General features: G+C 68.8%; 14 protein-coding genes and 3 pseudogenes. 6 read left to right on the top strand and 11 right to left on the bottom strand.

Features of this window, described 5'->3' with window-relative positions; all coding sequences use genetic code 11:
* Positions 1 to 384 precede the first annotated feature (384 nt).
* From ACIBLA_RS28405 to ACIBLA_RS28395, 3 genes and pseudogenes are all read left to right on the top strand, one after another.
* Positions 385 to 1,071, top strand: a complete 687-nt coding sequence (locus tag ACIBLA_RS28405; protein WP_399200287.1) for a DUF3159 domain-containing protein — start codon at positions 385 to 387, stop codon at positions 1,069 to 1,071.
* Positions 1,072 to 2,517: 1,446 nt separating this feature from the next.
* Positions 2,518 to 2,961: pseudogene (locus ACIBLA_RS28400) on the top strand (hydrolase); the annotation flags it as partial.
* A 478-nt stretch (positions 2,962 to 3,439) separates the two neighbouring features.
* A pseudogene (locus ACIBLA_RS28395) lies at positions 3,440 to 3,648 on the top strand (TetR/AcrR family transcriptional regulator); the annotation flags it as partial.
* A gap of 74 nt (positions 3,649 to 3,722) precedes the next feature.
* Here the strand turns inward: ACIBLA_RS28395 and ACIBLA_RS28390 are convergent.
* The gene (locus tag ACIBLA_RS28390; protein WP_399200286.1) at positions 3,723 to 4,661 is read right to left on the bottom strand and encodes a GPP34 family phosphoprotein; all 939 of its coding nucleotides are present in this window, start codon (positions 4,659 to 4,661) and stop codon (positions 3,723 to 3,725) included.
* A gap of 835 nt (positions 4,662 to 5,496) precedes the next feature.
* On the bottom strand, positions 5,497 to 6,492 hold the full coding sequence (locus tag ACIBLA_RS28385) for an alpha/beta hydrolase (protein WP_363243615.1): 996 nt from the start codon (positions 6,490 to 6,492) through the stop codon (positions 5,497 to 5,499).
* A 500-nt stretch (positions 6,493 to 6,992) separates the two neighbouring features.
* Between ACIBLA_RS28385 and ACIBLA_RS28380 the strand changes: the two are divergent.
* Positions 6,993 to 8,371, top strand: a pseudogene (locus tag ACIBLA_RS28380) (MFS transporter); the annotation flags it as partial.
* Between the two features lie 92 nt (positions 8,372 to 8,463).
* On the opposite strand, the gene ACIBLA_RS28375 reads toward ACIBLA_RS28380, so the two are convergent.
* The 4 genes from ACIBLA_RS28375 to ACIBLA_RS28360 form a co-directional block, all read right to left on the bottom strand.
* Complete coding sequence (locus ACIBLA_RS28375) at positions 8,464 to 10,263, bottom strand: DUF4153 domain-containing protein (RefSeq protein WP_399200284.1); 1,800 nt, start codon at positions 10,261 to 10,263, stop codon at positions 8,464 to 8,466.
* A gap of 213 nt (positions 10,264 to 10,476) precedes the next feature.
* Positions 10,477 to 11,412, bottom strand: a complete 936-nt coding sequence (locus ACIBLA_RS28370) for an ADP-ribosylglycohydrolase family protein (RefSeq protein WP_399200283.1) — start codon at positions 11,410 to 11,412, stop codon at positions 10,477 to 10,479.
* A gap of 12 nt (positions 11,413 to 11,424) precedes the next feature.
* Positions 11,425 to 12,084, bottom strand: coding sequence for a histidine phosphatase family protein (locus tag ACIBLA_RS28365; RefSeq protein WP_363243618.1), 660 nt, complete (start codon positions 12,082 to 12,084; stop codon positions 11,425 to 11,427).
* Between the two features lie 49 nt (positions 12,085 to 12,133).
* Positions 12,134 to 12,739 carry a YdbC family protein gene (locus tag ACIBLA_RS28360; RefSeq protein ID WP_363243619.1) on the bottom strand — a complete coding sequence of 202 codons (606 nt, stop codon included), beginning with the start codon at positions 12,737 to 12,739 and terminating at the stop codon, positions 12,134 to 12,136.
* Positions 12,740 to 12,932: 193 nt separating this feature from the next.
* Here ACIBLA_RS28360 and ACIBLA_RS28355 point away from each other — a divergent pair, with 193 nt between their 5' ends.
* The gene (locus ACIBLA_RS28355; protein ID WP_363243620.1) at positions 12,933 to 13,460 is read left to right on the top strand and encodes a TerD family protein; all 528 of its coding nucleotides are present in this window, start codon (positions 12,933 to 12,935) and stop codon (positions 13,458 to 13,460) included.
* Positions 13,461 to 13,515: 55 nt separating this feature from the next.
* Here ACIBLA_RS28355 and ACIBLA_RS28350 read toward each other — a convergent pair whose 3' ends face one another.
* Together ACIBLA_RS28350 and nrdR are read right to left on the bottom strand one after the other, a co-directional pair.
* Positions 13,516 to 16,422, bottom strand: coding sequence for a vitamin B12-dependent ribonucleotide reductase (locus ACIBLA_RS28350; RefSeq protein ID WP_363243621.1), 2,907 nt, complete (start codon positions 16,420 to 16,422; stop codon positions 13,516 to 13,518).
* A gap of 245 nt (positions 16,423 to 16,667) precedes the next feature.
* A complete protein-coding gene (nrdR, locus tag ACIBLA_RS28345) occupies positions 16,668 to 17,177 on the bottom strand; it encodes a transcriptional regulator NrdR (protein WP_363243622.1) in 510 nt (169 codons plus the stop codon).
* A gap of 589 nt (positions 17,178 to 17,766) precedes the next feature.
* Here nrdR and lexA point away from each other — a divergent pair.
* The gene (gene lexA, locus ACIBLA_RS28340; protein WP_363243623.1) at positions 17,767 to 18,552 is read left to right on the top strand and encodes a transcriptional repressor LexA; all 786 of its coding nucleotides are present in this window, start codon (positions 17,767 to 17,769) and stop codon (positions 18,550 to 18,552) included.
* 112 nt (positions 18,553 to 18,664) lie between these two features.
* Here the strand turns inward: lexA and ACIBLA_RS28335 are convergent, their stop codons facing one another.
* The 3 genes from ACIBLA_RS28335 to ACIBLA_RS28325 form a co-directional block, all read right to left on the bottom strand.
* Complete coding sequence (locus tag ACIBLA_RS28335) at positions 18,665 to 20,635, bottom strand: ATP-dependent DNA helicase (RefSeq protein ID WP_363243624.1); 1,971 nt, start codon at positions 20,633 to 20,635, stop codon at positions 18,665 to 18,667.
* Positions 20,636 to 20,673: 38 nt separating this feature from the next.
* On the bottom strand, positions 20,674 to 22,455 hold the full coding sequence (locus tag ACIBLA_RS28330; protein ID WP_399200317.1) for an IucA/IucC family protein: 1,782 nt from the start codon (positions 22,453 to 22,455) through the stop codon (positions 20,674 to 20,676).
* Between the two features lie 243 nt (positions 22,456 to 22,698).
* Positions 22,699 to 23,484, bottom strand: a complete 786-nt coding sequence (locus tag ACIBLA_RS28325) for a GNAT family N-acetyltransferase (RefSeq protein WP_399200282.1) — start codon at positions 23,482 to 23,484, stop codon at positions 22,699 to 22,701.
* Between the last annotated feature and the right edge of the window lie 6 nt (positions 23,485 to 23,490).

Raw genomic sequence — 23,490 nt, 5'->3', positions numbered from 1 at the left:
CTGGAGCCGCGCACAGTGGCTGACACCGGTCGACGCCCTGAGGATGTCACTCAATGACAATGTCATTAAGTGACATCGAAGGCAACTACATGGCGTATGGCAGCACTCCTTGCCATCTCCGGCGATGAGCACGGAGGGCGAGAGGCTTGCCGAGCGGGCGACGTGGACGTGGGTACACGGAAGCCCCGGCTCCGAGGGCGCGCCCCCGAAGTCCCCGCCGCACCTTCCCGGCGTCCCGTGCACCGATGACCCGAGGCACGCAACAGTATGACCTGGATCACATAATGATGGGTAGCTCAAGATGTCACTCACCGACATAATGTCATTCGGCGACGCCATGAGATCGTCATTCGGCCCCAGGTGAACCCCAGAGAGTTGATCACCATGCAAACCACCACCCACCAGGAGACGGCGACCGCTGTGCAGATGAATCGGACGACAGATCAGCGCAGGAAACCGACCGCCCTTGAGCAGGCGGGCGGCACCAAGGGCCTGGTCTATTCAGCACTGCCCGTAGTGGCATTCGTGGTAGCCAACAACGTCGGCGGGCTGAAGACGGCGATCATTGTCGCCGTCGTCGTTGCGGTGGCCATCGCCGCGAACCGGCTGCTGCGCAAGGAATCCCTCCAGCCGGCGCTCGGCGGGCTCTTCGGCGTGGCGATCGCCGCCGGCATCACCTGGTACACCGGTTCCGCCAAGGACTACTTTCTCATCGGCATCTGGGCGAGCCTGGCCGGCGCGGTCCTCTTCGTAGCTTCCGTTCTGGCGAGGTGGCCCCTGGCCGGCCTGATCTGGAACGCGGCTACCGGCAGGGGTACCGTCTGGCGCGCGGACAGGCGTTCGCGGCTCTACTACAACATCGCCACCTTGGTGCTGGCCTTCATCTTCGGAGCCCGGTTCGTCGTCCAGCAGTACCTTTACGAGGCCGACGAAGTCGACTCGCTGGGCTACGCCAAGATAGCCATGGGCTATCCGCTGCTGGCCGTGGGCCTGCTGGTGGTCGCATGGGCAGCCCGAGCATCGGACAAGCGGCTGAAGGCCGTTGGTCTGCTGCCTGCCCGCGGCGCCTGACGAGTCTGTCGGCCGCGTCGGTGAAGCCATCGATCGATTCTCCGGCGTACCCGTACGCCTGCCGCCGCTGCCGGACGTTTTCGGGACTTCCGGTAGCCGATCGCGGCTGGCATCCAACCGCGCCTGCATGGCAGCCATTTGGTCCGGATTTCTTCCTCTCACCGTCGGTCTGGAACCTACTACTCTCTTGAAAATCACGTGCGGTGATACGCGTCGGCGCGGTTCATGCGGTCTGTTCGCGCGCGCCGATGGTGACGTCCATGCCGAGGGCCGCGAGTTGGGCGATCAGCACGCTGGCACAGATGCCCGCACTGCGGGCCGGCGAACAGCGTCTCGTGCCGTACGCCGAATGCCTGACGTCCGGGCTCGGGCGGTTGCCGTCGTACCGCGGGGCCCTTCCGCGTGGCCCCGGCGGCCCGATCGGCCATGGCGACCTGGGGCCCGGCAATCTGCTGTGCGACCGGCGCCGTCGAGCGGGCTGCCGCTCGCCCCCTCCGGGAAGAACCGGATCGCGGGCGTCGCCTTCGCCATCTGGTCGATCACCGGCCGCCGGGTCCGGCAGCTTCAGGAAGGCGGTGACGAGGTCGTCTTCGCCCCCGGCACCGCGTTCAGAGTGCTGGAGGTGCCCCCCGGGTCCTGCTGCGCCAAGTACGTGGCGCGAACGGCTCGTCCACCTCCCTGGAGGACGCGGACGAGACCGCGCTGGAGCGCCTGACGACGTTCGATCCCGGCACGTCCGACGACCCGCCCCCGGTCTACAAGGCCGAGTCCCCCTCGCCGAGCGTCCAAGCCGTCCCTTGCGGCGGGAACGAAGGCCGCGGGGGAGAAGCCCGCAGCCGGGAACATCACCGAGAAGGCGGCCACACCCAAGGTCACAGCGCAGCCAAAGGCCGGGGTGAAGAAGACCCACGGCCCCACGTCCCGAGAACTGGCCAACGGACAAGCCACTGCGACGATACGGGCTCGGGCCACCAGCGCTGGTGGACGGAGCCGCGTCCGGGGGCCCTACGGTTCCGCCACGCCTCCAGCAACCTGTGTCTGGCGGTGGACGGCGACAGGGCCGCCGGAGACGACGCCAGGCTCAAGGTGGTGGACTGCGGCGACACGGCTCAGAGCGCGGAGCGCTGGTCGGTCGTCTCGGTCGCCAAGCCTTCCTCCTGACGAAAGTCGCCTGAAGAAGGGTGGGGCGGCCTCTGTTCGCAGGGGCCGCCCCTGACCTGTTCCCGCCGAGGGAACACAGCGGCGGCCCACCTGAACCGGGCACGCATCACCCTCATCATCAGGCGACTGACCCGCAGAGGTCCAGGCACCCCTGGAGCAGGAGAGGACCGCGAAGTTCAACGCGCTGCTCACGAACGCGGTGATCCGAGTACGCGCGGGCAGAATCCGATGGTGGCGGCGGCGACCTCGTCGAGGTGGCTCTCCAGGAGGAAGTGGCCACCGTCGGCCATCGACGGGGCGCCGTTCACCTTCGGCGGCCGGCGCTGGTTCGTCTGGTCCGGCTGGTCCGGCTGGTGCGGCGACACCAACGTCGAGCAGAACCTCTACATCGCCCGGATGAGCGGTCCCACCACGACCACGGGCGCACGTCACGTCATCTCGCAGCCGCGCGAGCCGTGGGAACGAGTCGTCGGAAACCCGTACATCAACGAGGCACCGCAGCCCGTCGTCGACCCCGGCGGGCGGTTGCACATCGTGTACTCCGCCAACGGCAGCTGGAGCAACCAGTACTGCATCACCGACCTGCGGCTGCGCGCCGGTGGCGATCCGACGTACGTATGGGACTGGTACAAGAGCAACGGGTGCCTGTTCGGCTCGCACGCCGCGACCATGATGGCGGGCGGGGACCCCCTACTGAACGTCGACGTCCCCGCCGCCAACACCACCGTCGGCCACAGCCTCAAGTTCTTCGAATAGGAACCGACTCCGGGCTCGCCGCGCCCCCAGCGAACCGTCGGCGTGCTGCCGCCAGCCAAGCCTCGTGCTGTCCGATGTCCCTCGCGAGTAGGAGTCCGCCCATGTTCGACCCGCCTGCACTTTCCCGACGTCGCTTCCTCGGAGCGACAAGCGCGAACAGCGTCATCCCCGTCAACTGGCCCGACCGGGGCTCCTACTCAGGGTTGGATGCCGCCGGGACCCGGGTGACAGCCTGCTGGCCGCGACAGCCAGACCGGCCGACCTCACCAGCGACAAGACCATCAACGGCATCCGACTGTCCACCTGGCTCCAGGGCACGAACATCACCGAGGACGAAACGCTTCACAACCACGAACGGCTCCACCCGCTGAATGGTCGCCCTCGACCAGAGCCTCTACCAAGGCTTCGTCATCGACCTCACCAACCGGACAGCTCCGAAGGCCGCGCCGTTGCCATGGGCATCACCAAGCCGAGTCTGTACGCGGCTTTCGGCAACAAGGAGCAGCTGTTCCGCAAGGCGCTGGAGCGCTACACCGAGGGGCCGTCCTCTAACGGGGTGCGCGCCTGGAGGAGCCGACCGCGCGAGGCGTGGTCGAGGCGATCCTGCGCGGAGCGGTTCGGACCACACCCCTTCCCGGGTGCTCAGGGCGATGCGGCGGCCGTGACTGACGTTGAATTGCCCGGTCGGGCGCTGTCCGCCGCTGTGGGACACGACAGCGCCCGGTTCCGGTGGCCTATTTGCCCCAGCCTCCGCCGACACCCCTGACCACCAGGAAGGAGTCGCGCAGGGCCTTGCGCAGTCCGGGGGCGAGTTCGTCGAAGCGTTCGGCGAGCGCCTCGAGCGTGCGCTTGTGCTCGCTCATCTCTTTCCAGGTGAAGACGCTGACCATTTCGCATTCGACGGGGAGCACGGTCATGGCCAGCTCGTCCGCCGGGACGGCTGCCGGATCGGTGCCGGCCAGCACGGCGTTGCGTGCCGTCTCCCGCAGGGCGAGGACCTGCTGCGGATCGTTGACGGTCACTTGATGGGAAGCGATCGGCGACAGCAGACTCCGCTTGGCACGCAGGGTGATGACGCCCGCTTCGGCGAGCTGGTCGCGCACGGGTTCCTCCGCCGTGGCGGCCTTGTTGTGCACGTACTGAAGCCAGTTCTTCGGCTTCTCCGCGGGTACGTCACGCCACACCCCGGCGAGGAACTCATCGCTCGGTGTCTTGTCGGGGCGCCGAACGACCTTCTTTCCCTGGACGCCGAGCAGCCCGTCAAAGGTCAGCTCGGCCAGCGCCGCGGTGCGCACCAGCTGGCCGCGCCCCTGGAGATTGACGGCCTCGAACTTTGCTTTGTCCACGGTGTAACAGAGCAGGTACATCCGCTGTGGAAGCGTCGGGTGCATTTCGTCTTTCGGGTCGGGCCGATGGCGTCGGTAACGGGGGCGATGGTTCCTCGGGCCGGGCCGGAGCAGGGTGTGCCGGGCGGGAGCCCAGGCGTTGTCGCACTCGGTGGGGTCGTCACCGGTGAGGAACGACCTGCACATGTGCTCCTCTGGCAGCCGCAGCCGCAGCCGCCACAGCGTGTGCATACGCGCCTGAAGATCACCGGTCGGGCGCCCCAGATCATCAGTGATGATGATGCATTTCTCGCATCTCACCCGCTCGCGGGCCATTAGCTGCGCCATGCGGAGGTATCGGGTGCGCCTGATCATTTTCATCGCGAGCCTCTCGTCGATGAGAGCCCTGCTTGATGATCGGCCCGGCGCGGCTCTCGCTGCGAGGCAGCGCCTCCGGAGGGTGCGCGTGGACAGACCCCCTTCGGTTGCGTTCTGACCACCGCTGCTCGCCCACCCCTCTCCACTGCGCCGCTTCGCGGACATGACACCCGACTTCTGATGTCACTAGAGGACTTTATATCACTCAGTGACACTGATGCCATCTCCACCTGAGCTGACCCTTTAGCCTTTCGGGCGTTGTAGGGCGATACGCCCCTTCTCGCGGCGGACGGCTTTTTCACGTTGAAACATCCGCCGGACCCGGACGGTATACGCGGTCAGCATCGGCCGACCCTTGGACCTTTGCGATCCGCAGACCGTTCGAAGAGCGAACGGGAAGTAGCGAGCGCCTATCTGAGTCGAATTTTGTGAATCCAATCCAGTACAGCCGCCAAGAGAAGATCCGCCACCCACTGCAGCGGGCCGCCGCGTCCGGAGGGCTCGCACGCCCTGCTCAACGGGTGGATGAAGAACGCTGAACTAATGTCATTCCTCACCCGGGAGGAAAAAGATCTGATTAGTAAGGCCCGCAAAAAAACAAGCCACAGCAGAAAGCGCCACAATATAGCCAAAAGGGAAGGTTGAGGATGCGCAAGGGCGGTGTTCGCGGTCCGCGTGCGGCCTGCTTGGAAGTCCCGCGGGCGGATCCCTGTCGGCAGGGGCCCGGCCCGAAGGCCGGCCCCCTGTTTCGCGGGCAGGTCAGCCACCTTGAGGGGCAATTACTCCCGCCCGTCAAGGCCTGGGGTTACGCGAAGAAGGCGGTGAGTTCCCGCACGATGTCATCGGGGCGTTCCTCAGCGAGATAGTGCCCCGCCCCCTTCAACTCGACGTAGCGCGCGTCTGCCGCCAATCCCTCCATCTGTGCGAGAAGGAGTTCGTAGTACTTGCCACCGATTCCGAGCAGGGGCATGGTCAGTACCGGGTAGTCCTTCAGATCGGCTATGTCCTGCTGAAAGGCCTGGTACCAGCCGTTCCCCCCGCGGATCGCGTCCGGCGTGTCGTACGCGGCGGCGTAAATGGCTCGGGCCTTCTCGCTGAAGGCCTTGGGGTCCCCGCCCTGAAAGTCGATCAGCCAGTCGACGATCAACCGGAACCGCCCCTCAAGGAGCTGCTCGGGCAACTGGTCGAGCACGTTGAACGCGAACCACCACGGTGCCGGTTGGCCCGGCTGGGGCAGCATGCGTATTTCGTTGAATACCTCGGTGGGATGCCCGGTCTCCCACAGAGCGACCTTCCGGGTCGCTTCGGGGTGGTTGGCGGCGAAGCTGAAGGCCACCTGCGACCCGATGTCCTCGCCGGCGATATAGGCCTGGCTGTGTCCGAGGGCGCGAAGCAGCTCGTAGATGTCTCGGGCCATGGTCTTCTTGTCGTACCCGCCCGCGGGCTTGTCGGAGTCGCCCATGCCGCGCAAGTCCGGGGCAATTACCTGGTAGCGCCGCGCCAGCGGCGGCATGATCTTGTGGAACTGATACCAGGTGCGCGGCCACCCGGGGAGCAGCACCAGAGGGTCACCCTGGCCACCGGTGACGTAGTGCAGCCGTGTGCCGTTGACCTCGGCGAAGCGGCTTGTGAAACCTTTGACCACCGGTGTCCTTGGTGTCTGGGCCCTTGGGGCGGCGGCTGCGGGGCCGGCCGGCAGGCCGAGCAGGGCCGCAGCGCCGGCACCCGCGGTTACGCCGAGCACGTTGCGTCTGCTGAGTCGGTGGGAGAGTTCGGGGTCGTCGGACTTCTTGAGGCCCATGTGCGGAACTCCTTCGCGTTTGGGGTGCTTTCGTCGTGTTCGAATGCCGCAGAGCGGCAGCGCTTAGGCGGTTGTCTCGGCAAGTGAGCGCATCCGCCGCGCCCCTCGGCAAGAACTGGGCCTGGCCGCCGTCGACCCAGGCCCTGTCCGGCGGATCTTCGTGGATCAGCCCGCGGCGTCTGGTGCGGTGCATCGCACGATGGAGGATCGCGCGCGTACCCGGTGCACTTGGGCGATTGAGACAGAGCGGCGCGGTGCCGTGCCAGGCGTCACGAGCCCGCGGAGATCCGTCGGGCAGGGCCCACCACTCGCCGCCGGCGACGACGGCCGTCTCGCTGCCACTCCGCCCACGCCCATGCCCTCCACACACCTGCACATCGATCGGTACCGATCGGTACCGATCGACATGGAGGGAGCGTAGCACTTCCGAAGCGATCGGCACGGAAAGGGTGGGCCTACCAGCTGGGACACCGCCGGTTTCGACGACGCGTCCTGGACGGGACCTCTCCTGGGTCCTGAGCGCGTACACGCTCGCCTTCGGCGGCCTGCTGCTGCTCGGGGGCCGCGCGGGCGACATCCTCGGCCGCCGCCGCGTCTTCATGGCCGGCATCCTGCTCTTCACCTTCGCCTCCCTTCTGGGCGGTTTCGCCCAAGAGCCCTGGTGCTCCTCGCCGCACGGGCACTCCAGGGGGTCGGTGGCGCGATCGCCTCACCCACCTCACTCGCCCTCATCACCACGACATTCCCCGAGGGACCGGCACGGAACAGGGCGTTCGGAGTCTTCGCCGCCGTCTCGGCGGGCGGCGGCGCGATCGGCCTGCTGGCCGGCGGCATGCTCACCGAATGGCTCGACTGGCGCCGGGTGTTCTTCGTCAACGTGCCGATCGGCGTGCTGATAGCCGTCCTGGCACCGATGTACATCGGTGAGTCCAAGCGCCATCCGGGCCGCTTCGACCTCTCCGGCGCCGCGACCTCCACCCTGGGCATGGCCTCGCTCGTCTACGGATTCATCCGGGCATCCGAAGCGGGCTGGCGCGACTCGCTCACCATCGGATCGTTCGCGGCGGCCGTCATCCTGCTCGCCGCCTTCGGCGTCGTCGAGTCGCGGGCGAAGGAACCGATCACTCCGCTCAGGATGTTCGCCGACCGGAACAGATCGGGCACCTACATCATCGTGCTGAGCCTGGCCGCGGCCATGTTCGGGATGTTCTTCTTCATCGTGCTGTTCGTGCAGAACGTGCTCGGCTACAGCCCGATCGAGTCCGGCCTCGCGTTCCTGCCCGTGACCCTCGCGATCGGCCTCGGAGCGAGGCTCTCGCAGCGGCTGCTGCCGGTGCTCGGCCCGAAACCGTTCATGGTCGCCGGCTCCACCATCACGGGGGTGGGTCTCCTGTGGCTGACGCTGATCGGCTCGGACAGCTCGTATCCGAGCGGTGTGCTCGGTCCGATGGTGATCTTCGGCTTCGGCATGGGGCTCAACTTCGTGACGCTCACGCTGACCGCGGTCTCGGGGGTCGCGCAGCACGAGGCGGGCGCGGCGTCGGGGCTGCTCAACGCGAGCCAGCAGGTGGGCGGTTCGCTGGGACTGTCCATCCTGGTCACGGTCTTCGGCACGGCGAGCCGCGACGAGGCCGAGAAGCAGCTGCCCTCGTTCATGGCGGAGGCGTCACCGGCCGAGAAGTCGCAGTTCGCCACCCCCCACGAGTTGCCGGGCCGCTGGGGTCACGAGGTGCTGACACAGGGCATCTCGACCGCGTTCACGGCCGCCGTGGGCATGGTGGTCCTGGCACTGCTGACGGCGACGCTGGTGGTACGCGTACGCAAGAGCGACCTGGAGGCGCTCAGCGGCAGGGCGAGCGCCGGCGGGCCGGCGGCGTAGATCCGTACGGGACGTCCCGCGGGGGAGGGCGTCCCGTCTGTAGGAGGTGGCAGCGTACGGGCGGGGCCGGGTGGCCGCCGGGCGGGCCCCGGTCAGTAGCCGTCGCCGGTGCGTCCCTCGTCGTACGGGTCGCGCTCGCCGCCCGAGTCGTTCCGCGTGTTCATCGACGAGCACTCCTCCCACTGAGGATCGATCGGCCGCTCGTCGAGGATGTCCCTCGCCCTCGACTCGCCCCAACTCGTGGCGTACCACGGCTCGTCCGAGTCGCCCAGTTCCCTCTCGATGCCCTCCAGCGCACAGGAGCGCAACGGCTCGGGAAGCGTGTCGAGTGCCGGTACGGCGTCGGCGGAGAGCTGCTGGAAGTAGTTGACGTCGATCTTGTCGGAGGTCCGGTAGCGCTCGACGTTCCGTTCGGCGACGAGCGCGTCCGGCGAGATGAGGCCGAAGATCAGAACGCCGGCCGCACCGCTGACGGCCACGGCGCGCGGCAGCCAGCGCCCGCCGAACGCGCCCGCGGCCATGATCAGGACGATCACCAGACCGAGCCACAGCTCCATCGCCGCCACCGAGACACGCAGCCGGGTGAGCCCGTACGCGTCCACGTACAGGTCCATGCGGCGCAGCGCGGAGGCGACGACGACCAGCGTGAGGACGCACAGCACGCCGAGCACCGCGCTGACGAGTGTGCGGTCCCGCGCGCCGTCGCGCGGTGCCCAGCGCCGCGCGAGACCGATCACGAGCAGGGTGAGGAGGGTGGCGCCGAGCAGCTGCCAGAAACCCTGTGTGGCGTATTCGGAGTAGGTCAGGCCGGTCTCGCTCAGGACCTTGTCGTAGCCGCCGAACAGCACGGTCAGCTGGACGCCGATGAACACGGCGAAGAGCAGGTTGAGCACGATCAGCGGCAGCGCCCACTCGACCCGGCCGCGCGGGGCGGCGGGCCGTACGGTGATCCGGTCCCAGTGCAGCGGCGCCGCCGCCGTGTGTGCCGCGGCGAGTGCCCCGACGACGCCAAGCGCGAAGAGCAGTGTGCGCCACGGTCCGTCGGCGACCGAGACATCGGGTGTCAGCCCGCCGAGCAGATCGGCGAAGGCGGCGTCAGCGCTCGCGAAGAGGGCGCCGAACACGATCAGCAGTACGACCGCGACCGCCGCCGTACGGAGGACGGGTGCCCACCGGCCGCGCGAGCCGTCGGCACGCTCGCGCACACCCTGGAAGCCCCAGAACAGACCGGTGCCGAGCGAGCCGAACAGTCCGAACGGCCCGAGGATGACGCCGAGCCAGGTGCGGCAGCCGTGCAGCGCGAGCGAACCGAGCGCCAGCGCGGACGTCACGGCGAGGAACGTGGGCCAGCCGGCGTCGCGCAGGGCGGGGACGGAGAGCAGCGCGACGCCGCCGACGGCCCAGACCAGGGTCCACGGGCGCAGCCGCCGTCCGGCGCCCCGCGCGGCGAAGTACGCGCCGAAGGCGGTGGGCACGGTCACGATCAGCAGGTTGAGCCCGAGCCCGTCGCCGAGCAGCAGGGCACTGAGCAGGCCGGTGACAGCGACGCACCACAGGGTGGCGACGCTGATGCGCGCGGGCTCGTCGGAGCTGATCTCGCCGATCCAGACGGGAGGATCGTGCGGGGTGGGCTGCCACTGCTGCCAGTTGGCCGCGTGCTGCGCCTTCGGCGGGCGTCCGGTGTGCGTCGGTGCGGGCCGGCGGGGCGCGGTGGGTGTCCGCGCCGCTCCGGCCCGCACCGGAGTACTCGCGTGCGCCGGAGTCCCCGCCCGCGGGGGTACGGCACGTGCGCTCGGCACCGCGTCCTGGATGTCCTGCTCCCCGGCGGCGGCCGGCTTTCCGCCCGGTGCCTGTTCCGGTATGCCACTCGGATTCGACGGCGTGTCTGACACGAGCCCCCCTCACCGCCCGGTGCCATGCGCACGGCAACAGGTCGGCGCTGGATTCCGGGCTCACGTAAACGCACGCCCGTCGATGATCAACGAGGCGGCATGGGCCGAGGCTAGCGTCATGCGGCGGGAGCGCTTCCGGCGGAGCGAGTCTGTGGCGGGACCGTGACAGTCGGGGAGGGCGCTCCTCCTAAGAAGGCGACGCCTTTGACCGCTTCACCGAGGTCCGGCCGGCAGCCAGTCGGGCAACGCCTCCGTCTGCTCCACCCACCGCGCCGGCGGTGCGCCGGTGCTCACCGCGGCCACCACTCCCCCGACGATGGCGCAGTTCGTGTCGACGTCGCCGCCCACCTGCGCGGTGGTCCAGAAGGCCTGCTCGAAGTCGCCGAGCGAACGGGCCGCCGACCAGAGCGCGAACGGAACGGTGTCATGCGCCGTCGTACGCCGTCCACGGCCGAGCACGGCGGCGACCGTACCGGCGTCGTCGTAGTCGAGCATGTCCCGCGCCCGGCGCAGCCCGGCTCCTACGGCGCTGCGGGGCACCAGCGCGATGACACCGTCGAGCAGGTCCTTCGGGGCGGGTGGTCCCGCCGCGCCGGCGGCGATCGCGGTCGCGGCGGCCACCGCCATCGCACCAGCCACGGCCTCGCGGTGCTGATGCGTCGTGTACGCGGAGATCTCGGCCTGGTGCGTGGCCTGTTCGGGGTCGTCGGCGTACCAGGCGCCGAGCGGCGCGATACGCATGGCGGCGCCGTTGCCCCACGAGCCCTGCCCGTTGAAGAGTGCGGCGGCCAGCTCCCGCCAGTCGCCGCCCTCCCGGACCAGCCGGAGCATGCGGTTCACGGCGGGACCGTAACCGCGGTCGAAATCGTGGTGCGTCGCGAAGGAGTGGGCGAGCGCGTCCTGGTCGACGCGTCCGTGGACGGCGAGGACGGCCAGGACGGAGGTGGCCATCTCGGCGTCGTCCGTCCACTGCCATGGGCCGGGCGGTGCCTCGCGCCGCTTCAGCAGCGGATAGTTCACGGGGACGAAGAACTGGGAGCCGAGCGCGTCCCCTACGGACAGCCCGCGCAGGCTGGCCAGGGCGCGCCGGAAGCGTGGGGCGGACGGGTCGGGCGAGTCGGACGGAGGAAGTGTGGTGTCAACGGTCATCGCCCCTTCACTCTAACCGGTGATGCCATACGGCTCCGGGGTCCGCCAGCGCTCGAACGGCCGGTCCAGCGTGTACCGCCCGTCCTCGCCGAGCAGCAGGGTCCGGGACTCCCCGTTGCCGGGGTTGGACAGCGACTCGAACTCGGCGACGGACCAGTGGAACCAGCGCATGCAGAAGAGTCGCATGGTCAGGCCGTGCGTGACCAGCAGCACGTTCGCGGGATGGTCGGGCGCCTCGAAGCTCCGGTGGAGACTCTCCAGGAAGGCACCGACCCGGTCGTACACGTCGGCGCCGGACTCGCCCTGGGCGAAGCGGTAGAAGAAGTGCCCGTAGGCGTCGCGGTAGCCCTTCTGGAGACGTACGTCCTCGTGGTCCTGCCAGTTTCCCCAGTCCTGCTCGCGCAGGCGGGGCTCCTCGCGTACCCGCACCAGGTCCGGGTCGAGGCCGTAGGCGCGGAAGGTCTCGTGGGTGCGGCGGTACGGCGACACGTACACGCTCACCCGCTCGCGGCCGAACACCTCGCGCAGCCGTGCGCCCGTCTCCTCGGCCTGGCGCCAGCCGGTCTCGGTCAGTCCCAGGGCATGGTCGGGCTCACGTTCGTACACCGTGTCGTCGGCATTGCCCTCCGACTCGCCGTGCCGGACTAGGACGATGCGTCGCGGTCTCACCATGGGTCGACCCTAGATCGCGTGGCTCCGGACCGGGCGGCGGCCCCCGGCGTCACACCGTCCAGCCGGGTTCGAGCTGCACGACGTCGCCCGCCAGCGCCGCCACGTCCGCGGCGGTCTGCGCGCGCAGCGAGAGCCGTTCCACACGCTCGATCCGGTACTTGCCGTGTTCGGCCGCCGACTGCCACATGGAGAGCACCAGGAACTCGTTGCCGGGGGCGTCCCCGAACACTCCGCGCACCATCCCCGGCGAGCCGGCCATCGCCGGATTCCACACCTTCTCCTGCATCAGCGCGAAGTGCTCGACGCGGTCCTCGTGCACCTTGCAGTGCGCGACCCGCAGCACGTCGGCGTCGGTGAACCTCGGCTCGAAGCCCGTCTTCACATCGAAGCGGTAGTCGAAAAGCTTGGCCTGGACGTCCCTGAACGTGCCCGACTGCGCGGCGGCCAGCCGGTCGTGTGAGCGCGCCATGAAGGAGTCGTAGAAGGCCCGGCTCTCCCAGAACGCGAAGATGTGCGCCACCCCCGGCCGCCCCCTGCTCCACCCCCCGCCCTGCCCCCGGAATCCCGGCTCACCGAGCAGCCCCGCCCATTTCCGCTGCCCCCGTTCGAAACCACGTCGGTCCGTCACCGTGCAGCGAATCCACTTGACCAGCACCGCGCCATCGTACGGGGCCGTACGTGGCCCAGGTCACGCTCCGGGAGGCCCGGTCCGGGCCGGAAGGCCCGTGCGGCGCTGTTTGTGGCGAGTCATGGCCAAGTGGCGTCAACTGGCCGGTACAGGGGGTGTGTTGTCGGTCTCGCGGACTAGCCTTGTGCGCAGAGGTATTGGCGTACGGAGGGGATGACCGGTGAGCAGCAGTCTCAAGAGGGGCGTCGAAAAGGTTGAGGTCAGCCTCAAATGGGATCCGAGTCCGCTGGGCCGGGCGCCGCACGATCTGGACATAGTGGCCGCGACGTACACCTCGGACGCGCCGAGCGACCGGCCGACGTATCTGGTGCACTTCGACAGCCGCTCACCCGACGGGACGATCATCCTGGAGAGGCAGAGCCGGACGGGCCAGGGCTTCGGCTCCGACGAGGTGATGACTCTGGAGCTCGACAGGCTGGGCTCGGACTTCGTGCGTGTGGTGGTGGGGGTCGTCATCCAGCAGCGCGAGGGCCGCCGAACGTTCGGCGACATATCGGGTGTCGGCGTCCGTGTCCTGGAAGGCCTCGCCGAGCTGACGGCGAGCGATTTCACGGAGGTCGCGGGGGCGACGGCGGCGACGATCGCCGAGTTCACCAAGGACGAGGCGGGGACGTGGGACTTCCGCCCGGCGCTCCGCGGCTTCGACGCCGACCCGCAGGAGTTCACCGAGCGGATGGGCGGAGCCTGACGGCACCGTCCCCGTCCGGCCGGATCTCCCGGCCGGACGGGGACAGCCGCTGATCTCAGCTGCAGCCGCTCGTCGACCCGCAGCCCTCGCAGATGTAGCAGGACCCGGCCCGCTGCATCTTCGTACCGCACGAGAAGCAGAGCGGCGCGTCGGCGCTGATGCCGAGTTGCATCTCCACCAGCTCGGCCGAGGTGTGCGCCTGCTTGGGAGCCGGTGCCTCCGCCGCGCTCGACGTGACGCTCGATGTCACGGTCGGGCCCACCGACTTCAGCGGCTCCACCTGGCGTGGAGCCGACTGGGCCAGGGTGTCGACGTCCATTCCCTCGTCGTCCATGGACGGCTCGTAGGAGCCGGTCTCCAGGTGACGCTGACGCTCGTCCGCCGAGTGGATCCCGAGGGCCGAACGCGTCTCGAACGGCAGGAAGTCGAGCGCCAGCCGCCGGAAGATGTAGTCCACGATCGACTGGGCGAGGCGCACGTCGGGGTCGTCCGTCATGCCGGCCGGCTCGAAGCGCATGTTGGTGAACTTCGAGACGTACGTCTCCAGCGGGACGCCGTACTGAAGTCCCACCGACACCGCGATGGAGAAGGCATCCATCATGCCCGCGAGAGTCGACCCCTGCTTGGACATCTTCAGGAAGACCTCGCCGAGGCCGTCGTCCGGGTAGGAGTTCGCCGTCATGTAGCCCTCGGCGCCGCCCACCGTGAAGGACGTGGTGATGCCGGGACGGCCCTTGGGCAGGCGCATCCGGACCGGGCGGTACTCGACCACCTTCTCCACCGCCTGGCGGATGGTGTCCTCGGCCTTCTCCGCGACCTGCTCCTTCTTCTTCGCGGAGAGCGGCTGGCCGACCTTGCAGTTGTCGCGGTAGATCGCCAGCGCCTTGACGCCGAGCTTCCAGGCCTGGAAGTAGACCTCTTCGACGTCCTCGACGGTCGCCGTCTCCGGCAGGTTCACCGTCTTGGAGAGCGCGCCGGAGATCCACGGCTGGATCGCCGCCATCATCCGGACGTGGCCCATCGCGGAGATGGAACGCTCGCCCATCGCGCAGTCGAAGACCGGGTAGTGCTCGGTCTTCAGGCCGGGCGCGTCGATCACGTTGCCGTTCTCGGCGATGTGGGCGACGACCGCCTCAATCTGCTCCTCCTGGTAGCCCAGGCGGCGCAGGGCCTGCGGCACCGTGCCGTTGACGATCTGCATCGAACCGCCGCCGACCAGCTTCTTGAACTTGACCAGCGCGAGGTCCGGTTCGAGGCCGGTGGTGTCGCAGGACATCGCGAGACCGATGGTGCCGGTGGGCGCGATGACCGAGGCCTGCGCGTTGCGGAAGCCGTTCTTCGCGCCGAGACGGATGACGTCCTGCCAGGCCTCCGTGGCCGCGGCCCAGATCGGGCTGTCCAGGTCGTCGACGTGCACGGCCGCGCTGTTGGCGTCCGCGTGCTGCTTCATGACGCGCTGGTGCGGCTCGGCGTTGCGGGCGTAGCCGTCGTACGGGCCGACGACCGCCGCAAGTTCGGCGGAGCGCTTGTACGAGGTGCCCGTCATCAGCGAGGTGATGGCACCGGCGAGCGCACGCCCGCCGTCACTGTCGTACGCGTGGCCCGTCGCCATCAGCAGGGCGCCGAGGTTGGCGTATCCGATGCCCAACTGACGGAAGGCGCGGGTGTTCTCGCCGATCTTCTGGGTCGGGAAGTCGGCGAAGCAGATGGAGATGTCCATCGCCGTGATGACCAGTTCGACGACCTTGGAGAAACGGTCGATCTCGAACGACTGGCTTCCCTTGCCGTCGTCCTTGAGGAACTTCATGAGGTTCAGCGAGGCCAGATTGCACGACGTGTTGTCCAGGTGCATGTACTCGCTGCACGGGTTCGAGCCGTTGATCCGGCCGGATTCCGGGCAGGTGTGCCACTGGTTGATCGTGTCGTCGTACTGAATGCCGGGGTCGGCGCAGGCCCACGCGGCTTCGGCCATCTTGCGGAAGAGGGACTTCGCCTCGACCTCCTCGATGACGTCGCCGGTCATCCGGGCGCGCAGGCCGAACTTGCCGCCCTCTTCGACGGCCTTCATGAACTCGTCGTTCACACGGACCGAGTTGTTGGCGTTCTGGTACTGGACGGACGTGATGTCGTCGCCGCCCAGGTCCATGTCGAAGCCCGCGTCACGAAGGGCGCGGATCTTCTCCTCCTCCTTCACCTTGGTCTCGATGAAGTTCTCGATGTCGGGGTGGTCGACATCGAGGATGACCATCTTGGCCGCACGGCGCGTGGCACCGCCGGACTTGATCGTCCCGGCGGAGGCGTCCGCACCGCGCATGAAGGAGACGGGACCCGAGGCGTTGCCGCCGGAGGAGAGAAGCTCCTTGGAAGAACGGATCCGCGAGAGGTTCAGGCCGGCGCCGGAGCCGCCCTTGAAGATCATGCCCTCTTCCTTGTACCAGTCGAGGATCGACTCCATGGAGTCGTCGACGGCCAGGATGAAGCAGGCCGAGACCTGCTGGGGCTGAGGGGTACCCACGTTGAACCACACCGGCGAGTTGAAGCTGAAGATCTGGTGCAGGAGGGCGTACGCCAGCTCGTGCTCGAAGATCTCCGCGTCCGCCGGCGAGGTGAAGTACGCGTTGTCCTCACCGGACTTCCGGTACGTCTTCACGATCCGGTCGATGAGCTGCTTGAGGCTCGTCTCCCGCTGCGGCGTACCGACAGCCCCGCGGAAGTACTTGCTGGTGACGATGTTGACCGCGTTCACCGACCAGAAGCCGGGGAACTCGACGCCACGCTGCTCGAAGTTGACCGAGCCGTCGCGCCAGTTGGTCATGACGACGTCCCGGCGCTCCCAGACCACCTCGTCGTACGGATGCACGCCGGGGGTGGTGTGGATTCGCTCGATACGCAGGCCCTTGCCGGCCTTGGTTCCCTTGCTCCGGGAACCTCGTGCCGTCGGACCGCTCGCCGTCTCTGTCATGCCGCCTCCCATATACAGGCGAAAACGCCCTGAAGTGCCACGTTCTTCCCATGGCACAGTGATGTGTCCGGTGCCACGGGCGCCTTACGGGGCGCTCGTGGCGGGTCTCATCGCCGCTTCAGCGCCCGATCGCCAATGATCGGTCGCTGAGCTGTCGCGATAGGTCGGTAACCGATCGATGACCGATCGGCCGTCACCGTGCGATACGTCGGTGACGGTGAGCCGGTGCCCCTGACGGTGTCCGGTCAGTCGGCAGCGGTGACGGGCTCGCGGACCCCCGGGGTCGCGCCGGGCCCGCCTCCCTCGGTAGGAGGTCGCGTGCGCAGCTCCGCCACGGCGGCCTCGAAGTCTTCGGGCGAGTCGAACGCCCTGTATACGGATGCGAAGCGCAGATACGCGACGAGGTCGAGTTCCTGCAAGGGGCCGAGTATGGCCAGCCCGACATCATGGGTGGTCAGTTCGGCGCTGCCGGTGGCGCGCAGCGCCTCCTCGACCCGCTGGCCGAGTTGGGCGAGAGCGTCCTCGGTGACCGGTCGCCCCTGACACGCCTTGCGCACACCGGAGATGACCTTGGTGCGGCTGAAAGGCTCCGTGACTCCGCTGCGCTTGATCACCATCAGCGAGGCGGTCTCCACCGTCGTGAAACGGCGGGAGCAGTCGGGGCACTGACGACGGCGTCGGATGGACGTCCCGTCGTCGGTGGTGCGACTGTCGACGACACGGCTGTCGGGGTGCCTGCAGAAGGGGCAGTGCATGGCTTCCGACCCTCCTTCACAGCACGACTGAGAAGCCTCGACGAGCCCTGGACGGGCCGTGCGAAGCAGTCTCCAGCATAGGCGATGGCCTCCGTCAGGAAAGACTCGGGACCACTACTTCTGGGCGACTGAGCCAATCCAACCACTACATGTGGGGCTCGCGCACGCTTCGGAGCGGTCGCGCGTGTCGCGGCGAGCACCGGATCGAAGGCCGTACGGCGCCAGGTTCGAGGCCGTGGGCCACCGGGGACGAGACCGCCCGGCGCAGGGGCGGGAGCCGGCCCGGCACGAGAGTACGGGAGGCCGGAACGTACCGCGATTCCGGGCCGCCCGATGAGACACTGGGCGGCGTCGGCGTCTGCCGCGGCAGCAGCAGCGGCACCGGTGAGGATTACCGCAATGGGCCGTGGACGGCCGGCGGGTGAGCCGTGGACAACCCGCGCGGAGGGCGCCGAATACGCGCCACATACACCCCGGAAATTGCCACGTCAGCGCTTCCGGGGATTTTCACTCGAACGTGTGTTTGGCGCAACCTTTCGAAAGCAACTACCGTTGTCCAGCTAGGGAGAACATTTCGAGAGGGGCCGACGTGACCACCACCGCAGACAGCGCCACCATTACCACCCAGGACCGCTCCCAGAGCCGACTTGAGCCGGTGCATCCCATGAATGACGCAGCCACGAATCCGGAGGGCGTAAAGCCCACTCGTTCGTTGCCCGGCCGACCTCCCGGAATCCGGGCGGACAGTTCCGGTCTCACGGACCGGCAGCGACGGGTCATCGAAGTCATCCGCGACTCCGTGCAGCGGCGCGGATATCCGCCGTCGATGCGCGAGATCGGCCAGGCCGTCGGTCTGTCCAGCACGTCCTCCGTCGCCCATCAGTTGATGGCTCTGGAGCGCAAGGGATTCCTCCGCCGGGATCCGCATCGCCCGAGGGCGTACGAGGTCCGGGGCTCCGACCAGCCGAGCACCCAGCAGACGGACACGACCGGCAAGCCCGCGGCGTCGTATGTGCCGTTGGTCGGCCGCATCGCGGCGGGCGGACCGATCCTCGCCGAGGAGTCCGTCGAGGACGTGTTCCCGCTTCCCCGCCAACTGGTCGGTGACGGCGAGCTGTTCGTCCTCAAGGTCGTCGGAGACTCGATGATCGAAGCGGCGATCTGCGACGGCGACTGGGTGACGGTCCGCCGCCAGCCCGTGGCCGAGAACGGGGACATCGTGGCCGCCATGCTGGACGGCGAAGCCACCGTCAAGCGCTTCAGGCGCGAGGACGGCCATGTGTGGCTGCTCCCGCACAACGCGTCGTACCAGCCGATTCCCGGTGACGACGCGACGATCCTCGGCAAGGTCGTGGCGGTCCTGCGGCGGGTGTGAGGGCTCGCCGGCTCAGGCCGGCCCCGGGACCTACTGCGCCGGTCCCGGGGCCTCACCATGTCCGCCACGAGCCCGCCCGCCCGCACGTCCCCATCGGTGGGCTGCGGGCCCGCTACCGGCCGTCCGCCTTGGCCCGTGCGTCGATCGCGGCCAGCGAGCGACGGGCCTGGTTGCGGTCCGTCGTGTACCAGAAATCGGGCATCGAGGCCCGCAGATAGCTGCCGTACCGCGCGTTCGCCAGCCGAGGGTCCAGTACGGCCACGACACCCTTGTCCCCCGAGGCCCGCACCAGCCGGCCGGCGCCCTGAGCCATCAGCAGGGCGGCATGGGTGGCCGCCACGGCCATGAAGCCGTTGCCACCGGCCTGCTCCACCGCCTTCTGGCGCGCGCTCATCAGCGGATCGTCGGGACGCGGGAACGGAATCCGGTCCATCACCACCAGTTGTGAACTCGGTCCGGGCACATCCACGCCCTGCCAGAGCGAGAGCGTCCCGAACAGACACGTCGCGGGATCGGCCGCGAACGCCTTGATCAACTCGCCGAGGGTTTCCTCCCCTTGAAGCAGGATCGGCGTGTCGAGTCTGCCGCGCAGTTCCTCGGCAGCCGCCTGGGCGGCCCGCATGGAGGAGAACAGTCCGAGCGTACGGCCGCCCGCCGCCTCGACCAGCTCCGCAAGTTCGTCCATCATGTCGCCGCGCGAACCCTCCCGGCCGGGAGGGGAGAGATGCCGCGCGACATAGAGAATGCCCTGCTTGGGATAGTCGAAGGGCGAACCGACATCGATGCCCTTCCACTGCGGGACGTCCTCCCCCTCCGTCCCCTCAGGTGCCAGCCCCAGCGATGCGCCGACACCGTTGAAGTCGCCGCCGAGCTTGAGCGTCGCCGACGTCAGGACCACCGAGCGCTCGTTGAAGAGCTTCTCGCGCAGCAGGCCCGACACCGAGAGCGGAGCGACCCGCAGCGACGCGCCGAACCGGTCGTGCCGTTCGTACCAGACCACGTCCCACTCGCTGCCGTTGGCGATCCGCTCGGCGACGCTGTGGATGGATTCGACGGACGCGAGAGCCTGCTTACGGACGGCGTCCTCGTCCTGCACGGACTTGTCGCGGGTGGTGCCGATCGCCGAGATCACCGTGCGCGACGCGTCACGCAGGGCCATCAGCGCGTAGCCGAGGTCTTCCGGGACCTCTTCGAGCCGGCCGGGAAGCGCCAGCTCCATCAGCCGCTCGAATGTCTCGGCGGCCGTCTGGAGGGCGTCGGCCGCCTTCTCGTTGACCAGCTTGGCCGCGCGGCGCACCGCGCGGTTGACCTGGCCGGGCGTGAGCTCGCCGGTGGCCACGCCGGTGACCCGCGACACCAGCTCGTGGGCCTCGTCGACGATCAGGACCTCGTGCTGCGGGACGACGGGGGCGCCCTCGATCGCGTCGATGGCCAGGAGCGCGTGGTTGGTGATCACGACATCGGCGAGCTTGGCCCGCTCGCGCGCCATCTCGGCGAAGCACTCGGCGCCGTAGGCGCACTTCGTCGCGCCCAGGCACTCACGGGACGACACCGAGATCTGCGCCCATGCCCGGTCGGAGACACCCGGCGTGAGATTGTCCCGGTCGCCGGTCTCCGTCTCGTCCGCCCAGTCCCGCATCCTGAGCAGGTCCTGACCGAGCTTGCTCGTGGGAGCCGCCGCCTCGAACTGGTCGAAGAGGCCGTCCTCCTCTTCCTGCGGCACGCCCTCGTTGAGGCGGTGCAGACAGAGGTAGTTCGAGCGGCCCTTGAGCATGGCGTACTCGGGCCGCCGCCCCAGCAGGGGGCTCAGCGCGTCGACCGTACGCGGAAGGTCACGCTCCACGAGCTGCCGCTGGAGGGCCAGCGTCGCGGTGGCCACCACGACACGCTCGCCGTGCGCCAGCGCGGGCACCAGATAGCCGAGTGACTTTCCGGTGCCGGTGCCGGCCTGCACGAGCAGATGGGAATTGTCGTCGATGACCTCCGCGACGGCCTCGGCCATGGTGACCTGGCCTGGGCGTTCCACACCGCCGACAGCGGTGACGGCGGCATGGAGGAGCTCGGAGAGAGATGGCTTCGTCATAGCCCGACCACCCTAAGGCTCACCACTGACAACGGCGATCACGTACCGTTCGCACCGCTCGCCGGGAGGGCGAGCGGATTTGGCACCGTCCCGTGCACGGCGGCATGCGGGCGGTCGGCGCGGTCGCGATATCCGTCGAGATGCAGCCGGTTGCGGTTGAGACAGAGCCGTGCGATACGGGGCGTGAGCAGGTCGAATGTCTCGAAGCGGTCCCGCAGTTCGGGGAACCGGGCGTGGTGGCGCAGGATTTCGGCCCGTACGAGTGACCAGAACGTCCGCTCCGGTACGTCCAGTTGCTCCTGGCACAGCGGTGCGAGGAAGCGGAAGACGCCGACGAAGAGTCCGGAGTGGATGAACTGGGTGAGGAAGGACGGCTCTTCGGTAAGGAGGGTGTCCCTGACCTCCTGAGGCATCGCCTCGTGCTCCGGCAGCGGCTCGGCGCTGATGTTCACGTCGTCCACGAAATCCTTGATCGCGAGGCGGACGGGGACGTCCCTGTCGTCGAAGACGACGACGGCGTTCTCCCCGTGCGGTGAGAAGACGGTGCCGTAGCGGTAGAGGAAGCGCAGCAGGGGCGGCAGGAGCGCGGCGAAGAGTCTGCGGAGCCAGACATCGGCGGGGAGCCCGGACCGTTCGACCAGTTCGGCGGTGAAGGCGCGGCCCTGAGGATCGGTGTGCAGGAGGGAGGCGAGGGTCCGCGCGCGCTCGCAGGTGGCGAGCCGGGCGGGGAGGGGCTCACGCCAGATCGCGCCGAGAAGTTCCTTGTACTGGTAAGGGACCTCGGGAAGGTGGTCGTAGAGCGGGTGGGTCACCGTCACCGACGCCACTTCTCCGAGCAGAATCACTCCGCATTCGTCGCGGAGGAAGGGGTCCGACTCGTACAGCCCGCGCATCCAGGCGGTGACGGCCGGAGCGGCGAGGGTGCGTTCGGTGGGCAAGCCGCGCCAGACAAGGGTGTTGAGGATCGACAGCGGCAGTTTCACTGTGTGCCGGTCCGGGCGGGTGGTGTTGAGGAACGTACGGATGGACTGCTGCGGCAGTCTGACGTCGCCGTCGGTGGGGAGCGGGACGATCGCACCGTCGGCGATCTCGGCGGCGTAGAGCGGCAGCAGCACCTCGTCCCACTGCCAGGGGTGTACGGGGAGATAGAGGTACGTGTCCGGGTCGAGGCCGCGGGAGCGGAGCACGAGGGCGAAGGCCTCGCGGGTCGCGGCGTCCAGTTCGAAGCCGTAGAGCTGCGCGGGAGAGGACAGGGACGGGACGCCCCGGTAGGTGGCGAGGGCGGTGCTGACCGCTATCCAGGGGAGTCGGGAGGGGGTCCGGGACTCGGGTGCCCAGCGGGTGGAGTCGGTGGCGGAGAAACCTATGCGGCCCTTGTTGAGCGTGAGCCAGGGGTGGCCGGTCTGGTGGCCTTCGAGGTCCGCGTAGTCGAGGTCGGCGAGCTGGGCGGCCGTGAGCGCGTTGCCGGCGATCCGGGCGTCGGCGACGAGGGTGGCGTTGAGTTCGCGGACGAGGTGGCCGAGGGTGGCGCCGTCGATGGCGAGGAGGCGTCGGGCGAGTACGAAGAAGCGGAGGGGGTCGCGGAAGGGCCGTCCGGCGTGCTCGACGGAGTGCGGGTCGACGCGCCAGCCGCCGTACGCGCCGCGTCGGGCGGTGAAGGTGAGGGACGTGCCGTCGTCGAGCGCGAGCGTGTAGCGATCGGGCGCGTCGCCGTTGGCACCGGCCCCTGCGACGGGCTCGATGATCTCCTCGTACGCGAATTCGCCGAGGAGTTTCGCGAGGAGGCGGGTGGCGGCTCCGGCCCAGAGTCGCGGGGTCAGCTCGGGCGGGGTGAAGAGAGGGACGGGGCGGGTGGGGTCGTCGGTGTCGTGGTCGCCGGGAGAGTCGGTGCCGGGGGTGTCGGTGCCGGGGTCGCGGGCTTCGGGGTCGCCGGCTTCGGGGCTACTGGTGGTGGGGCCGCTTCCGGTGGTGGCGGAGGCGCGTGTGGTCGGTGATGTCGGCACGGGGACTCCTCGGGACGGAACCGATAGGGATCGTGCGGTGTATGGAAAGCAGCGGGTCGTTCACAGCAGGTCTCGCAGGGCTCGTTCGCGGATCATGAGGGCGGCTCGTTTGCGGGGGAGGTCGAGTTCCGCGGAGAAGCGGAAGCCGGCGCTGAGGAAGGCGGCGACGGAGGGGGTGTTGCGCAGATCGGGTTCGGCGATGACACGGCCGCAGTGCGGCCGGTGATCGAGGACGAGTTCGGAGACGGCTCTGAGGAGCGTGGTGCCGACACCGCGTCCGCGGTCGGCCACGCCGCCGATGAGGAGATGGAGTCCGGTGTCATGGGGACGGGCGGGGTAATGACGGGCAAGAGGATCGAGATCGGCGCGGTAAAGCTCCCAGTAACTCATCGGGACACCGTCGAGCACACCCAGGCACGGAACGCTGCGTCCGTCGCCGCGCAGCTGGGTGCGCAGATGGTCGGCGGTGACGGCTTCGGGTCCCGCGAGTTCCCAGAAAGCGGCGACGGCCGGGTCGTTCATCCAGCGGCTGATGAGGGTCAGATCGCGCTCCAGCCGTACGGGCACGAGTTGGAAGACACCGGCCGACGTGCCTGCTGCTCCCCACCTGGCGGGGCAGTCGAGGAGGGCGGACTCGCCGGCGCCGCCCGGCGGCGGTGTGTCGGTCGCCACCGGCTCACCGGCTCCGAACAGCGCGACGAGGTCCTCGGTCAGCCGCAGGTCGAGGGTGTCCTCGGCGCCCCCGGCCGCCGGGCGCGGCCCTGGACCGGTGCCGGTGCCGGTGCCGGTGCCAGGACCGGTGCCGGTGCCCGCGCTCACGTTGGTGCTCGCGTCGGTGGGAGGCACGGTGGC

It is taken from the genome of Streptomyces sp. NPDC050433, assembly GCF_044458565.1.
Taxonomy (GTDB): Bacteria; Actinomycetota; Actinomycetes; order Streptomycetales; family Streptomycetaceae; genus Streptomyces.
Note: the sequence above shows the minus strand (reverse complement) of the source record. Positions and strands in the feature narration are given on the sequence as shown.

Coding starts and splice junctions, on each gene's coding strand:
- ACIBLA_RS28335 (WP_363243624.1), bottom strand. CDS start 20,635: ATGACGAAGCCATCTCTCTCCGAGCTCCTCCATGCCGCCGTCACCGCT.
- ACIBLA_RS28390 (WP_399200286.1), bottom strand. CDS start 4,661: ATGGCGCAGCTAATGGCCCGCGAGCGGGTGAGATGCGAGAAATGCATC.
- ACIBLA_RS28405 (WP_399200287.1), top strand. CDS start 385: ATGCAAACCACCACCCACCAGGAGACGGCGACCGCTGTGCAGATGAAT.
- ACIBLA_RS28365 (WP_363243618.1), bottom strand. CDS start 12,084: ATGGTGAGACCGCGACGCATCGTCCTAGTCCGGCACGGCGAGTCGGAG.
- ACIBLA_RS28370 (WP_399200283.1), bottom strand. CDS start 11,412: ATGACCGTTGACACCACACTTCCTCCGTCCGACTCGCCCGACCCGTCC.
- nrdR (WP_363243622.1), bottom strand. CDS start 17,177: ATGCACTGCCCCTTCTGCAGGCACCCCGACAGCCGTGTCGTCGACAGT.
- ACIBLA_RS28385 (WP_363243615.1), bottom strand. CDS start 6,492: ATGGGCCTCAAGAAGTCCGACGACCCCGAACTCTCCCACCGACTCAGC.
- ACIBLA_RS28350 (WP_363243621.1), bottom strand. CDS start 16,422: ATGACAGAGACGGCGAGCGGTCCGACGGCACGAGGTTCCCGGAGCAAG.